Source organism: Salmonella sp. 741265073_HBA (assembly GCF_046569105.1).
Taxonomy (GTDB): Bacteria; Pseudomonadota; Gammaproteobacteria; order Enterobacterales; family Enterobacteriaceae; genus Salmonella; species Salmonella enterica.
The window spans coordinates 1-13,873 of record NZ_JBKFRY010000001.1 but is presented as its reverse complement, the minus strand read 5'-3'; the positions used below and the strand labels follow the sequence as shown (position 1 = coordinate 13,873).

The 13,873-nt window shown below is 53.1% G+C and carries 13 protein-coding genes and 2 other RNA genes; 8 read left to right on the top strand and 7 right to left on the bottom strand.

What is annotated here, in order from left to right; all coding sequences use genetic code 11:
- Nucleotides 1–149 precede the first annotated feature (149 nt).
- The 6 genes from ACLD3P_RS00075 to gpmA all read left to right on the top strand — a co-directional run bounded on the left by ACLD3P_RS00075 (nucleotide 150) and on the right by gpmA (nucleotide 6,515).
- Nucleotides 150–1,058 (top strand): DUF2167 domain-containing protein, encoded by a 909-nt coding sequence (locus ACLD3P_RS00075; RefSeq protein WP_080198005.1) that lies wholly within the window; start codon nucleotides 150–152, stop codon nucleotides 1,056–1,058.
- Between the two features lie 222 nt (nucleotides 1,059–1,280).
- Nucleotides 1,281–2,297, top strand: a complete 1,017-nt coding sequence (gene galE / locus ACLD3P_RS00070; RefSeq protein WP_001265465.1) for a UDP-glucose 4-epimerase GalE — start codon at nucleotides 1,281–1,283, stop codon at nucleotides 2,295–2,297.
- A 10-nt stretch (nucleotides 2,298–2,307) separates the two neighbouring features.
- Complete coding sequence (galT, locus tag ACLD3P_RS00065; RefSeq protein WP_000187473.1) at nucleotides 2,308–3,354, top strand: galactose-1-phosphate uridylyltransferase; 1,047 nt, start codon at nucleotides 2,308–2,310, stop codon at nucleotides 3,352–3,354.
- Nucleotides 3,355–3,356: 2 nt separating this feature from the next.
- Nucleotides 3,357–4,505, top strand: a complete 1,149-nt coding sequence (galK, locus tag ACLD3P_RS00060) for a galactokinase (protein WP_023230573.1) — start codon at nucleotides 3,357–3,359, stop codon at nucleotides 4,503–4,505.
- Nucleotides 4,499–5,539, top strand: a complete 1,041-nt coding sequence (galM, locus tag ACLD3P_RS00055; protein ID WP_000931428.1) for a galactose-1-epimerase — start codon at nucleotides 4,499–4,501, stop codon at nucleotides 5,537–5,539. The genes galK and galM overlap by 7 nt, the downstream gene beginning before the upstream one ends.
- 223 nt (nucleotides 5,540–5,762) lie before the next feature.
- A complete protein-coding gene (gene gpmA / locus ACLD3P_RS00050; protein WP_000301554.1) occupies nucleotides 5,763–6,515 on the top strand; it encodes a 2,3-diphosphoglycerate-dependent phosphoglycerate mutase in 753 nt (250 codons plus the stop codon).
- A 90-nt stretch (nucleotides 6,516–6,605) separates the two neighbouring features.
- Here gpmA and ACLD3P_RS00045 read toward each other — a convergent pair whose 3' ends face one another.
- The 3 genes from ACLD3P_RS00045 to aroG all read right to left on the bottom strand — a co-directional run bounded on the left by ACLD3P_RS00045 (nucleotide 6,606) and on the right by aroG (nucleotide 9,667).
- Nucleotides 6,606–7,382 (bottom strand): ABC transporter ATP-binding protein, encoded by a 777-nt coding sequence (locus ACLD3P_RS00045; RefSeq protein ID WP_115286181.1) that lies wholly within the window; start codon nucleotides 7,380–7,382, stop codon nucleotides 6,606–6,608.
- On the bottom strand, nucleotides 7,382–8,461 hold the full coding sequence (locus ACLD3P_RS00040) for a FecCD family ABC transporter permease (RefSeq protein WP_076726297.1): 1,080 nt from the start codon (nucleotides 8,459–8,461) through the stop codon (nucleotides 7,382–7,384). The genes ACLD3P_RS00045 and ACLD3P_RS00040 overlap by 1 nt, the downstream gene beginning before the upstream one ends.
- A gap of 153 nt (nucleotides 8,462–8,614) precedes the next feature.
- On the bottom strand, nucleotides 8,615–9,667 hold the full coding sequence (gene aroG / locus ACLD3P_RS00035; RefSeq protein WP_001528822.1) for a 3-deoxy-7-phosphoheptulonate synthase AroG: 1,053 nt from the start codon (nucleotides 9,665–9,667) through the stop codon (nucleotides 8,615–8,617).
- 319 nt (nucleotides 9,668–9,986) lie between these two features.
- On the opposite strand from aroG, the gene ACLD3P_RS00030 reads away from it, so the two are divergent.
- Together ACLD3P_RS00030 and zitB are read left to right on the top strand one after the other, a co-directional pair.
- Nucleotides 9,987–10,373: a YbgS-like family protein gene (locus ACLD3P_RS00030; protein ID WP_000784380.1), complete on the top strand. Its 387-nt coding sequence runs from the start codon at nucleotides 9,987–9,989 to the stop codon at nucleotides 10,371–10,373.
- Nucleotides 10,374–10,483: 110 nt separating this feature from the next.
- Nucleotides 10,484–11,422: a CDF family zinc transporter ZitB gene (gene zitB, locus ACLD3P_RS00025; RefSeq protein WP_000951247.1), complete on the top strand. Its 939-nt coding sequence runs from the start codon at nucleotides 10,484–10,486 to the stop codon at nucleotides 11,420–11,422.
- Here zitB and pnuC read toward each other — a convergent pair.
- From pnuC to ACLD3P_RS00005, 4 genes are all read right to left on the bottom strand, one after another.
- Nucleotides 11,419–12,138, bottom strand: coding sequence for a nicotinamide riboside transporter PnuC (gene pnuC, locus ACLD3P_RS00020; protein ID WP_411006530.1), 720 nt, complete (start codon nucleotides 12,136–12,138; stop codon nucleotides 11,419–11,421). The two genes, zitB and pnuC, sit on opposite strands and share 4 nt — an antisense overlap.
- Before the next feature lie 24 nt (nucleotides 12,139–12,162).
- Nucleotides 12,163–13,206 carry a quinolinate synthase NadA gene (gene nadA / locus ACLD3P_RS00015; RefSeq protein WP_131046199.1) on the bottom strand — a complete coding sequence of 348 codons (1,044 nt, stop codon included), beginning with the start codon at nucleotides 13,204–13,206 and terminating at the stop codon, nucleotides 12,163–12,165.
- Between the two features lie 294 nt (nucleotides 13,207–13,500).
- Nucleotides 13,501–13,626, bottom strand: a non-coding RNA gene (locus ACLD3P_RS00010) — RtT sRNA.
- Nucleotides 13,627–13,655: 29 nt separating this feature from the next.
- Nucleotides 13,656–13,781, bottom strand: a non-coding RNA gene (locus ACLD3P_RS00005) — RtT sRNA.
- Nucleotides 13,782–13,873: the final 92 nt, after the last annotated feature.

The window sequence follows — 13,873 nt, the reverse complement described above, 5'->3', positions numbered from 1 at the left end:
GCGCGCCATTCTGGAACCACTCTCCTTTTATTAAGAATAATAATAACGGTCGATAAGCTTACTATCTCTTGAATCGCTGACCGCCTCATTGTCATAATAATTCTGAAATTTTCGACAATGATGTCGTATGTGAATATAAGGGATTCATTATGGCTTTTCGTTTTCCACAAATAATACTATTTTTACTGGCAGCCATGTTATTTTGCCCCAGCAGTTATGCTGAGCAAAAGCCGACCGCTGCGCAGGAAGCGCGTAAAACCGCCGTTGAGGTCGCTGTTGAAGGCATGAGTCGCGCCGCCGTTGCGGGTCCGACAAAGATTAGTTTAGGTGATAAAGCCACGCTTAATCTACCGGAAGGATTTACCTGGATACCCGCAAAAGAAGCGGCGGTATTTATGCGTGAAATTGGTAACTATGTTGACGATGAATATTTTTACGGTCTCGTATTTAAAAAGGAAATGAATGGATTTATTTCTATCGAATATGATGATTCTGGTTATGTAAAAGATGATGATGCAAAAAATTGGGATGCCGATGAATTAATGGATAACCTGCGCAAAGGCACAAAAGAAGCGAATAAAGATCGTATTGCAAAAGGCATTGAGCCGATAGAAATTATTGGCTGGATCGAGAAGCCTACCTACGATGCAACCAATCATCGTCTGATCTGGTCCGCCGCCATCCATGATATCGGCACCAACGAACCACTGAATGAACAAGGCGTGAACTACAACACCTATCTGCTGGGACGTGAAGGCTATTTTTCTTTAAATCTGGTGACCGACAGAGGTTCTGTTGACCACGAAATCCCTCTGGCGAAAAGAATTCTCAGTTCCGTCAAGTTCAACTCTGGACAACGCTACGCTGACTTCAACGAATCAACGGACAAAATAGCGGAGTATGGGCTCGCCGCGCTGATTGGCGGTATCGCGGCCAAAAAAGTAGGACTGCTTGCTATGCTCGGCATCGCGTTACTTAAATTCTGGAAAGTGACCGCCATCGGCGTCGTCGCCGTCGGGGCGCTCGCCAGGAAGCTACTCTCGCGTAAAAAAGACTGACAGCCCCTGCCCCGTCCGTTTCATTTCCAGGCGCATAACGCGCCTTTTTTTCGGATAAAAAGCAGAAGCATTCTCAAGCCAGATGATTTGTAATCATTTAATTGATATAAATGCGCAAAATCACCAGTGTGTAAACGATTCCACTAATTTATTACATGTCACACTTTTCGCATCTTTGTTATGCTATGGTTATTCCATACCATAGGCTTAACGGAGCGAATTATGAGAGTATTGGTTACAGGTGGTAGCGGTTACATTGGAAGTCATACCTGCGTACAATTGCTGCAAAATGGTCATGACGTCGTCATCCTCGATAACCTCTGCAACAGCAAGCGCAGCGTGCTGCCCGTTATTGAACGTCTGGGCGGTAAGCACCCGACCTTTGTCGAAGGCGATATTCGCAACGAAGCGCTTATAACCGAAATTCTGCACGATCACGCGATTGATACCGTGATTCACTTTGCCGGCCTGAAAGCCGTCGGCGAATCGGTCGCCAGGCCGCTGGAGTACTATGACAACAACGTCAACGGTACGCTACGGTTGGTCAGCGCCATGCGTGCGGCCAACGTTAAAAACCTTATTTTTAGCTCCTCCGCCACCGTTTATGGCGATCAGCCCAAAATTCCTTACGTCGAAAGTTTTCCTACCGGCACGCCGCAAAGCCCCTACGGCAAAAGTAAATTGATGGTAGAACAGATCCTCACCGATCTGCAAAAAGCCCAGCCGGAGTGGAGTATTGCGCTGCTGCGTTATTTCAACCCGGTCGGCGCGCACCCGTCGGGCGACATGGGAGAAGATCCGCAAGGTATTCCGAATAACCTGATGCCCTATATCGCCCAGGTCGCCGTGGGTCGTCGCGAATCGCTCGCCGTTTTCGGCAACGATTACCCGACCGAGGATGGCACCGGCGTACGCGATTACATTCACGTTATGGACTTAGCCGACGGGCACGTCGTGGCGATGGAAAAACTGGCGGACAAATCCGGCGTACATATTTATAACCTCGGCGCGGGTGTCGGCAGTAGCGTCCTGGATGTGGTCAACGCCTTTAGTAAAGCCTGCGGTAAACCCATTAATTACCACTTCGCGCCGCGTCGCGACGGCGATCTCCCGGCGTATTGGGCGGATGCCAGCAAAGCCGATCGCGAGCTGAACTGGCGCGTCACCCGCACGCTTGACGAAATGGCGCAGGACACCTGGCACTGGCAGTCACGCCATCCGCAGGGATACCCAGATTAAGGACGTTGTTATGACCCCATTTAATCCCATCGATCATCCGCATCGCCGTTATAACCCGCTTACCGGCCAGTGGGTTCTGGTTTCGCCGCATCGCGCAAAACGCCCCTGGCAGGGGGCGCAGGAAACGCCGTCTCAGCAAATGCTGCCGGCCCACGATCCGGACTGCTTCTTGTGTGCGGGCAATACGCGTGTCACCGGCGATAAAAATCCCGATTACAAAGGGACTTACGTCTTTACTAACGATTTCGCGGCGCTGATGGCCGATACGCCGGATGCGCCGGACAGCCACGATCCGCTGATGCGCTGTCAGAGCGCGCGCGGCACCAGCCGCGTGATCTGCTTTTCTCCCGATCACAGTAAAACGCTGCCGGAGTTGAGCCTGCCCGCGCTGACGGAAATCGTCAGAACCTGGCAAACGCAGACCGCCGAGTTAGGCAAAACCTATCCGTGGGTGCAGGTCTTTGAAAATAAAGGCGCGGCGATGGGCTGTTCGAACCCGCATCCGCATGGCCAGGTCTGGGCCAACAGCTTCCTGCCGAATGAGGCCGAACGCGAAGATCGTTTACAAAAAGCCTACTTCGCCGAGCAGCGCTCGCCAATGCTGGTGGATTATGTCCAGCGAGAACTGGCGGACGGCAGCCGCACCGTGGTCGAAACCGAACACTGGCTGGCGGTGGTGCCTTACTGGGCGGCGTGGCCGTTCGAAACGCTACTGTTACCCAAAACGCATGTCCTGCGCATTACCGATTTAAGCGACGAGCAGCGCGACTCTCTGGCGCTGGCGTTGAAAAAGCTGACCAGTCGTTATGACAACCTGTTCCAGTGTTCCTTCCCCTACTCAATGGGCTGGCACGGCGCGCCGTTTAACGGTGAAGAAAACGCACACTGGCAGTTGCACGCGCACTTTTATCCGCCGCTGCTGCGCTCTGCGACCGTCCGCAAATTTATGGTCGGCTATGAAATGCTGGCGGAAACCCAGCGTGATTTAACCGCAGAACAAGCGGCTGAACGCCTGCGCGCGGTCAGCGACATCCATTTTCGCGAATCCGGAGTATAAAAATGAATCTGAAAGAGAAAACGCGCGCGCTGTTTGCTGAAATTTTCGGCTACCCTGCCACCCACACGATTCAGGCGCCAGGCCGCGTCAATCTGATCGGCGAGCACACTGATTACAATGATGGTTTTGTTCTGCCCTGCGCTATCGATTACCAGACCGTAATTAGCTGTGCGCCGCGCGACGATCGTACCGTACGGGTGATTGCCGCCGATTACGACAATCAGGCGGACGAATTTTCACTGGATGTGCCGATCGTGACCCACGATAGCCAGCAATGGTCTAACTATGTGCGCGGCGTAGTGAAACACCTGCAACAGCGTAACAACGCGTTTGGCGGCGTGGATATGGTCATCAGCGGCAATGTGCCGCAGGGCGCCGGGTTAAGCTCCTCCGCCTCGCTGGAAGTGGCGGTGGGCACCGTCTTCCAGCAGCTTTATCACCTGCCGCTGGACGGCGCGCAAATTGCGCTCAACGGACAAGAGGCCGAGAACCAGTTTGTCGGCTGTAACTGCGGCATTATGGATCAGCTCATCTCTGCGCTCGGCAAAAAAGATCATGCGTTGCTGATTGATTGCCGTACGCTCGGCGCCAAAGCGGTTTCCATGCCGAAAGGTGTCGCCGTGGTGATCATCAACAGTAACTTTAAGCGCACTCTGGTGGGCAGCGAGTATAATACCCGCCGTGAACAGTGCGAAACCGGCGCCCGTTTCTTCCAGCAGCCGGCCCTGCGCGATGTCAGCCTTGAGGCGTTCAATGCCGTCGCCAGCGAACTGGACCCGGTAGTCGCAAAACGCGTTCGCCATGTATTGAGCGAAAATGCGCGCACCGTTGAAGCGGCAAGCGCGCTGGAGAAAGGTGATTTGCAACGTATGGGCCAACTGATGGCGGAGTCCCATGCCTCAATGCGCGATGATTTCGAAATTACCGTCCCGCAGATAGACACGCTGGTAGACATCGTCAAAGCGACCATCGGCGATCAAGGCGGCGTGCGCATGACTGGCGGCGGCTTCGGCGGCTGTGTTGTCGCGCTGATCCCGGAAGATCTGGTTCCCGCGGTGCAGCAGGCCGTTGCGCAACAGTACGAAGCGAAAACCGGAATCAAAGAAACCTTTTATGTATGCAAACCGTCACAAGGAGCAGGACAGTGCTAAATGAAACGCCCGCACTGGCCCCCGATGGTCAACCGTACCGCCTGTTAACCCTGCGCAACAGCGCAGGGATGGTGGTAACGCTGATGGACTGGGGAGCCACTCTTCTTTCCGCCCGTATCCCGCTGTCTGACGGCAGCGTTCGGGAAGCATTGCTGGGCTGCGCCAGCCCGGAACACTACCCTGAACAGACGTCGTTCCTCGGCGCCTCTATTGGCCGTTACGCGAACCGTATCGCCAATAGCCGCTATACGTTTGCCGGCGAAACCGTACAGTTAAGCCCAAGCCAGGGCGAGAACCAGCTACACGGCGGACCGGAAGGCTTTGACAAGCGCCGCTGGCAAATTGTGAACCAGAACGATCGCCAGGTATTATTCGCGCTCACCTCTGATGACGGCGACCAGGGCTTTCCTGGCCATCTTTGCGCCACGGCGCAATATCGTCTGACCGATGACAATAGAATCTCCATCACCTACCGAGCGACGGTCGATAAACCCTGTCCGGTGAATTTGACCAACCACGTCTATTTTAATCTGGACGGCGATCGGACCGACGTGCGCCAACATAAGCTGCAAATTCTGGCGGATGAGTATCTGCCGGTAGATGAATCCGGTATTCCACGCCAGGGGCTAAAATCGGTAGCCAATACCTCGTTTGACTTCCGGATGCCAAAAGTCATTGCCAGCGAGTTTCTCGCCGATGACGATCAGCGCAAGGTTAAAGGCTACGATCATGCTTTCCTGCTACAGACGCAGGGTGATGGCAAAAAGCCGGCGGCCCGTCTGTGGTCACAGGATGGAAAGCTACAAATGATGGTTTACACCACCGCCCCGGCGCTACAGTTTTATTCCGGCAATTATCTGGCGGGTACACCTTCCCGCGGACCGGAACCTTATGCCGACTGGCAAGGGCTGGCGCTGGAAAGCGAACTGCTGCCGGACAGCCCGAATCATCCTGAATGGCCGCAGCCTGACTGTATCCTTCGCCCTGGCGAGGAGTACGCCAGCCTGACCGAGTATCAGTTTATTCCGTTCTAACGATATGCCGCTACATGCCCGATGACGCAAGCTTATCGGGCCTACGCGCCATTGCCCTGCTCAAACCTCCACCACTTAAAGACAAAATCGCAACTCTGAGTTCACAAGAACCTTACACTGCGCCACTATTTTCGCTATGGTTATGCGTAAGCATTGCCGCCAACACCTCGCGGCAATATAATGAGAATTATTATCATTACATATGATTTATAGGAGTGAGAGTATGGCTGTAACTAAGCTGGTTCTGGTACGTCACGGTGAAAGTCAATGGAACAAAGAGAACCGTTTCACCGGCTGGTATGATGTTGACCTGTCTGAAAAAGGCGTAAGCGAAGCAAAAGCAGCGGGTAAACTGCTAAAAGAAGAAGGTTTCAGCTTTGATTTTGCCTACACTTCCGTACTGAAACGCGCTATCCATACGCTGTGGAACGTACTGGATGAACTGGATCAGGCGTGGCTGCCGGTGGAAAAATCCTGGAAACTCAATGAACGTCACTATGGCGCGTTGCAGGGGCTGAATAAAGCGGAAACGGCAGAAAAATATGGTGACGAGCAGGTTAAACAGTGGCGCCGCGGTTTTGCCGTGACGCCGCCGGAACTGACCAAAGATGATGAGCGTTATCCGGGTCATGATCCACGTTATGCCAAACTGAGCGAGAAAGAGCTGCCGTTGACCGAAAGTCTGGCGCTGACCATCGACCGCGTTATTCCTTACTGGAACGACACCATCCTGCCGCGTATGAAGAGCGGTGAGCGCGTGATCATCGCCGCTCACGGTAACTCATTGCGTGCGCTGGTGAAATACCTGGATAACATGAGTGAAGATGAGATTCTTGAGTTAAACATCCCGACCGGCGTGCCGCTGGTGTATGAGTTCGACGAAAACTTCAAGCCGATCAAACATTACTATCTGGGCAACGCTGACGAGATCGCTGCGAAAGCGGCTGCCGTGGCGAATCAGGGTAAAGCGAAGTAATCACCTTTGCCGGATGGCGGTATAACTGCCTTATCCGGCCTACGAGCAATGGGTAGGCCGGATAAGCGCAGCGCCATCAGGCAATATGTCTTAAACAGCGATCACGCCGTCCAGCACCACCTGCAATTTACCCTGCGAACAGCGCTCCACGCGTCCTCGTACCCGGTACACTTCAGCCAGACGCTCCGCAGTAATCACCGTCTCCGGCGCGCCGCTGGCGACCAGCCTGCCGTCTTTTAGCATCAGGACATGGTCACCATGACGCAGTGCAATATTAATGTCATGCGCCACGACTATCGTCACCCTATTTTGCGCCTGGGTATCCCGACGCACGAGATCCATTACGTGAAACTGATAGTTTAAATCCAGCGCGCTGAGCGGCTCATCCAGCAACAGAAGTTCAGGGCGACGAATCAGTGATTGCGCCAGCCCCACTAACTGCCGCTGACCGCCGGAAAGCTGGTCGAGATACTGCAACGCCAGATGCGTTATGCCCAATTGCTCAAGGATAGCCAGTATCTGCGCTCTGCCCTGCGCATTGTTTCTGCCGCCTGATGCCCGCAGTACCACGATAATCGACTCCAGTACATGCAGATGTACGCCCTGCGGTAATGACTGCGGCAAAAACACAACTTTCTGCGCCCGCTCGGCAAACGATAACGACATGAGATCCTCGCCATCAAGCAGCGCCTTGCCGTCGGCGTTATTCAGCCCGGCCAGCGAACGTAGTAACGTCGATTTACCACAGCCGTTCGGCCCCAGCAAAATGGTAATTTTCCCGCGCGGCAGTAAGGGAACGTTGAGATCTGCAATAACCGGCTGAGTGGAATAGCCGGCGCTAAATGAGCGGAGCATTAACCCGCGCATCAGAGACTCCCCCGATGTCGCAATACAATGCTTAAAAAGAACGGAACCCCGACCAGCGAGGTGACAATCCCCACCGGCACCATGACGCCCGGAATACTATTTTTCGCCGCAATAGAGGCCAGCGATAACACCAGCCCGCCTATCAGCACGCTGCCCGGAAGGTAGAAACGGTGATCTTCCCCCAAAAGTATTCGCGCAATGTGCGGCGCAACGAGACCAATAAAACCAATCGGCCCGACGAAAGCTACCGCCAGCGCTGATAACAAGCTGATACGTAACAATGACAGCAGGCGTAAACGGCGGACATGAATCCCAAAGCTCATCGCCCTCTCTTCGCCCAGACGTAATGCCGTGAGTTGCCAGGCGCTTCGTAACGCGCAAAAAAGCACAGCAATAAACACCACGGCCAGTACGCCCAATTTTTCCCACGACGCACGGACCAGGCTCCCCATCGTCCAGAATACCAGCCCCTGCAGCGTATCTTCATCAGCCACAAACTGCATAATGGCGACCAACGCGTTAAAGGTGAATACCAGCGCAATACCGAACAACACCACTCCGGATGCGGCGACGCCTGTCCAACGGGTAATACCGTCCAGGAGTAACGCGGATAAAAGCGCAAAGATGAACGCATTGGCCGGGATAAACCAGGCGGCAGGAATACCGGGAATACCGATCCCCAACACAATCGCCAGCGCAGCGCCAAAAGCCGCCGCGGACGATACGCCGAGGGTAAACGGCGTCGCCAGCGGATTATTTAAAATGGTTTGCATTTCGGCGCCCGCTAACCCTAACGCCATGCCTACCAGCAGCGCCATCAGGGCATAGGGTAAACGAATATCCCAGACAATAACGTATATGCCCGCATTCACCTTTTCCGGCTGGAAAAGCGCCTGCCACAGCGCACTGAGCGGTAAACCAGAAGACCCACAGGTTACATCCACCATCAGTGAAGCCATCATCGCCAACGCAATAGCTAACATGAGCACAGCCCGTTTTCGTATGATCTGGCGATAGCGCGGAATGACGAGCGTGGAAGCGAGAGCGGGGGCTAAAAGTGATTTGTCCTGACAGGTCATGGTTCGGGCTACGTTATTAATCAGAGGAGAATTATAGCGCCGAATTATTTCGTTATATATTTATTTATATTTCGATTGATGACACGGTGGCCTATCTCACCGGTTTCCAAATAAAAAACCGGCCTTACGGGCCGGTTTAAGACGTAATGAAGATTAACCACGACGGGCTTTTACCGCTGCCGACAACTGACGAAGCAGCGCATCGGTATCTTCCCAGCCAATACAGGCGTCAGTAATGCTTTTACCGTAGGTCAGCGGCTGACCGCTTTCCAGACTCTGGTTGCCTTCTACCAGATGACTCTCTACCATCACGCCAATAATCGCTTGTTCACCGCCCGCTATCTGCTGGCAGACATCGGCGCAAACCTCCATCTGCTTTTGAAATTGCTTACAGGAGTTGGCATGGCTGAAATCGATCATGACCTGCGGCGTCAGTCCCGCTTTGGTGAGGCCTTCTTTCACCTCAGCAACATGTTGCGCACTATAGTTTGGCGCTTTACCGCCGCGCAGAATGATATGGCAGTCGCCGTTGCCGCTGGTATTCACAATCGCCGAATGACCCCACTTAGTGACGGAGAGGAAGCAGTGCGGCGCACCGGCGGCGTTGATGGCGTCAATGGCGACTTTAATCGTGCCATCAGTACCATTTTTAAAACCGACCGGACAAGAGAGGCCAGACGCCAGTTCGCGATGAACCTGGGATTCAGTAGTCCGCGCGCCAATGGCGCCCCAGCTCATCAGATCGGCCAGATATTGCGGCGTGATCATATCGAGGAATTCGCCGGCGGCAGGCAGGCCGCTGTCGTTAATATCCAGCAGCAGTTTGCGCGCAATACGCAGACCGTCGTTAATCTGGAAGCTGTTATCCATGTGCGGATCGTTAATCAGCCCTTTCCAGCCGACGGTGGTACGCGGTTTCTCAAAATAGACGCGCATGACAATTTCAAGCTCGCCTTGAAGCTCATCGCGTAGCGCCAGCAAACGGGCGGCATACTCTTTCGCCGCTGCCGGATCATGAATTGAACAAGGACCGATCACCACCAGCAGACGATCGTCATTGCCTTTGAGAATTTTATGGATGGCTTTGCGTGCGTGAGCAACGGTATTTGCTGCATTTTCCGTGGCGGGAAACTTTTCCAGCAGCGCGACCGGAGGTAATAACTCGTTGATTTCTTTAATGCGTAAATCGTCGTTCTGATAATTCATGTTTATTCCAGTGTTGCCGTACTTATCCCAATGAATGCAATCCCTCCAATCTATCTCTTCAATTAAATAGTGTAAACGGGCTTTTACACTTTGAACGGAATAATCCTGGAATTCAGGAAAAAAACGCACAAATGTAGCGAAAAATGGGATCTAACCTACACTTTTTAACTGTAATCACTCTGTTTATGAATTATTGCAAGATTCTCTGCTGCGTTAACCCGCGGCGGCGAACGCTTTTTATCCCTTATTTGAGGATTTGACTGACACGTGCACTGTTGGAAGAGGTTATCCGACATATCCACCATAACAGGAGCATCTTATGAAAATGACAAAACTGACTACGCTTTTACTGACCGCTACCCTCGGCCTTGCCAGCGGCGCAGCGTTAGCTGCTGAATCTAACGCGCAATCCAGTAATGGCCAGGCGAACTCGGCGGCAAATGCCGGTCAGGTTGCCCCGGACGCCCGCCAGAATGTTGCGCCGAATGATGTGAATAACAACGACATCAATACCAACGGCAACACTAACAGCACGATGCAGCATCCAGACGGTTCAACCATGAATCATGACGGAATGACCAAGGATGAAGAGCATAAAAATACCATGTGTAAAGACGGTCGCTGCCCGGATATTAATAAAAAAGTGGAAACCGGTAATGGCGTCAATAATGACGTGAATACCAAAACCGACGGTACCACACAGTAATGCAGAAAAAAGTCTGATAACGGGAGAGCTTTCGCTCTCCTTTTTATTTTGTCAGCGAAAAATCAGTATGATGTCTACAGTATTGATGAGAATAACAAAGGAATGACGTTATGGCGCACTCACACTCTCATGCCGATTCACACCTGCCGAAAGACAATAATGCTCGTCGCCTGCTTTTCGCCTTTATCGTCACTGCCGGATTTATGCTCCTTGAGGTGGTGGGCGGGATACTCTCCGGCTCTCTGGCGTTGTTGGCGGATGCGGGACATATGCTCACCGACGCGGCGGCCCTTCTCTTTGCGCTGCTGGCGGTTCAATTTTCCCGTCGTCCCCCGACTGTTCGCCACACTTTTGGCTGGCTAAGACTCACCACACTGGCGGCTTTTGTGAATGCCATTGCGTTGGTGGTCATTACCCTTCTCATTGTCTGGGAAGCGATAGAGCGCTTTTACACGCCACGTCCGGTGGCGGGCAATCTGATGATGGTGATTGCGGTTGCGGGTCTGCTGGCGAACCTGTTTGCGTTCTGGATTCTCCATCGGGGAAGCGATGAAAAAAATCTGAACGTGCGCGCTGCCGCGCTACATGTGATGGGCGATTTGCTGGGTTCCGTCGGCGCAATAGTCGCCGCGTTGATCATTATCTGGACGGGCTGGACGCCAGCGGACCCGATTCTCTCTATTCTGGTTTCGGTACTGGTGCTACGCAGCGCCTGGCGTTTGTTAAAAGATAGCGTCAACGAATTGCTGGAAGGCGCACCGGTTTCGCTGGATATTAATGCCTTACAGCGCCATTTAAGCCGGGAAATCCCCGAAGTCCGCAACGTACACCATGTGCATGTCTGGATGGTCGGCGAAAAACCGATCATGACATTGCACGCTCAGGTCATTCCGCCACACGACCATGATGCGCTGCTGGAACGTATCCAGGATTTTCTGATGCACGAATACCATATTGCGCACGCTACGATTCAGATGGAGTATCAAGTGTGTCACGGCCCGGACTGTCATCTGAATCAGACGCCATCCGGGCATGTTCATCACCATTAACGGGAAAGCGCGCGCGATCCTCGCTCCCGCGCGCTGTTTATCCACAGGCGGCTACCGTTCACGGCGATAAATGTCAGGATCAGATATTCCAGCGACATCGCATAGACGCCCTGCAAAGCAAAAATCACCACACTGATCACGTTGATTATCACCCACAGGAGCCAGTTTTCGACATATTTGCGTGTCATCAGAATCATCGCCGCGATAGACAGCACCATCATGCAAGAGTCCCAGAACGGGAAAGCGTCTGGTTGCAGTACGGGCATTGTCACCTGTAACCCCAGCATCTGCATAATGGCGACGGCCACGCGCGTCAGGACGGCGAATACGGGATCGATATATCGCGTCATCAAACCAATGGCTATCACACATATCGCCAGCCATGCCATTGCTTTTGGCAACGGCAGCCAGCGGATTTTAAGCTCGGCTTCATTATCATTTGTTTGCCGAGACCACGCATACCAGCCATAAATATTGGCGGCAAAGAAAAAGAGTTGCAGCAACAGGCTGGCATAAAGCTGGATCTGAAAGAAAATAATCGCAAACAGAGTGACGTTAACCAGCCCAAAAAAGTAGTTGCTGATCTTCTCCAGACTGGCAAGCCAAATACAGAGCAGGCCGGCGATGGTTCCTACCGCTTCGATCCACGAGAGATCGTACCCGCCAGCGCCAATCGGAATATGAATCAGTATGTTGTGCGTACTAAAAAAATCCATTCTCTCCCCCAAAGATTTCCGTCTTTACGCCCGAAGTGTAGTCGCAAAATCCAGCATCCTGTTGAGGGGCAGTAATGCGCCCTCGCGTAGCGCCGCCTCAACCTGTATTTCATGCGCCGCGCCTCCCTGCTCCAGCCCTTCAGCAATGGCTTTCAGGCCATTCATCGCCATCCACGGACAGTGCGCGCAGCTACGGCAGGTCGCCCCCTCGCCAGCCGTGGGCGCTTCAAGCAGCTCTTTTTCAGGCACCGCCTGCTGCATTTTGTAGAAGATGCCGCGATCGGTCGCCACGATAAGCTGTCTGTGCGGCAGCGTTTCTGCCGCCTTAATAAGCTGACTGGTGGAGCCCACCGCATCGGCCATTTCGACAATGGACTGCGGCGATTCAGGGTGAACCAGAAGAGCGGCATCGGGATAGATTTTTTTTAAACGGGTCAACGCCTGGGTTTTAAACTCGTCATGCACGATACACGCCCCTTGCCAACACAGTACATCGGCCCCGGTCTGTTTTTGCACGTAATTCCCCAAGTGTCTGTCCGGCGCCCAGATAATTTTTTCCCCCAAACTATCCAGATGCTCAATCAGTTCTACGGCGATACTGGAGGTCACAACCCAGTCCGCACGCGCTTTAACAGCAGCCGAGGTGTTAGCATAGACCACTACGGTTCTGTCAGGATGCGCATCACAAAAAGCGCTAAATTCGTCTATTGGGCAGCCTAAATCCAGCGAACATTCCGCCGCCAGGGTAGGCATAAGAATGGTTTTTTCCGGGCTGAGGATTTTGGCGGTTTCCCCCATAAACCGTACGCCCGCTACCAGTAGCGTGGATGCGGCGTGCTTCGCGCCGAAACGGGCCATTTCCAGCGAGTCGGAAATACAGCCGCCGGTTTCTTCTGCCAACTGTTGAATTTCCGGATCGGTGTAGTAGTGCGCCACCATCACCGCATCCCGTTCGCTGAGGAGTCGTTTGATTTTCTCACGATAAAATTGCTTTTCATCGTCGTTCAATGGCGTTGGTTTCGGCGGGAACGGGTAAATCGTTGCTTGCGGGTCAAACATTACGCTCATCGTGGCTTCTCGTTTTACTGACTTAACGAAACAACCGAATGAAAGCGTAATAAACGCCACAATCGGTTAATTTGTTTTATATGCTAAACAAGATAGCCGATCCAATAAAGAAAGTCACAATAATTACGTAGCCCGTGTTTGATGGCGGCGTAACGTCTTATCTGGCCTACGTGAGCGGTGCCGTCTGTAGGCCTGATAAGCGCAGCGCATCAGGCAAGACCCAAACCTGCTGCAGGTTCGAATCTTCCATATCGCAGATAGCAAAAAAAGCGCCTTTAGGGCGCTTTTTTACACTGGTGGGTCGTGCAGGATGACTCGCTTCGCTCGCCCTTCGGGCCGTCGCCGCAAGCGGCTCCGTTGTCTCACTACGTGAGACCCGAACCTGCGGCAGGTTCGAATCTTCCATATTGCAGATAGCAAAAAGGCGCCTTTAGGGCGCCTTTTTACACTGGTGGGTCGTGCAGGATGACTCGCTTTGCTCGCCCTTCGGGCCGTCGCCGTAAACGGCTCCGTTGTCTCACTGCGTTCGACCCGAACCTGCGGCAGGTTCGAATCTTCCATATCGCAGATAGCAAAAAAGCGCCTTTAGGGCGCTTTTTTACACTGGTGGGTCGTGCAGGATTCGAACCTGCGACCAATTGATTAAAAGTCAACTGCTCTACCAACT

Coding starts and splice junctions, on each gene's coding strand:
- ACLD3P_RS00075 (WP_080198005.1), top strand. CDS start 150: ATGGCTTTTCGTTTTCCACAAATAATACTATTTTTACTGGCAGCCATG.
- galE (WP_001265465.1), top strand. CDS start 1,281: ATGAGAGTATTGGTTACAGGTGGTAGCGGTTACATTGGAAGTCATACC.
- galT (WP_000187473.1), top strand. CDS start 2,308: ATGACCCCATTTAATCCCATCGATCATCCGCATCGCCGTTATAACCCG.
- galK (WP_023230573.1), top strand. CDS start 3,357: ATGAATCTGAAAGAGAAAACGCGCGCGCTGTTTGCTGAAATTTTCGGC.
- gpmA (WP_000301554.1), top strand. CDS start 5,763: ATGGCTGTAACTAAGCTGGTTCTGGTACGTCACGGTGAAAGTCAATGG.
- ACLD3P_RS00045 (WP_115286181.1), bottom strand. CDS start 7,382: ATGCGCGGGTTAATGCTCCGCTCATTTAGCGCCGGCTATTCCACTCAG.
- ACLD3P_RS00040 (WP_076726297.1), bottom strand. CDS start 8,461: ATGACCTGTCAGGACAAATCACTTTTAGCCCCCGCTCTCGCTTCCACG.
- aroG (WP_001528822.1), bottom strand. CDS start 9,667: ATGAATTATCAGAACGACGATTTACGCATTAAAGAAATCAACGAGTTA.
- ACLD3P_RS00030 (WP_000784380.1), top strand. CDS start 9,987: ATGAAAATGACAAAACTGACTACGCTTTTACTGACCGCTACCCTCGGC.
- zitB (WP_000951247.1), top strand. CDS start 10,484: ATGGCGCACTCACACTCTCATGCCGATTCACACCTGCCGAAAGACAAT.
- pnuC (WP_411006530.1), bottom strand. CDS start 12,138: ATGGATTTTTTTAGTACGCACAACATACTGATTCATATTCCGATTGGC.
- nadA (WP_131046199.1), bottom strand. CDS start 13,206: ATGAGCGTAATGTTTGACCCGCAAGCAACGATTTACCCGTTCCCGCCG.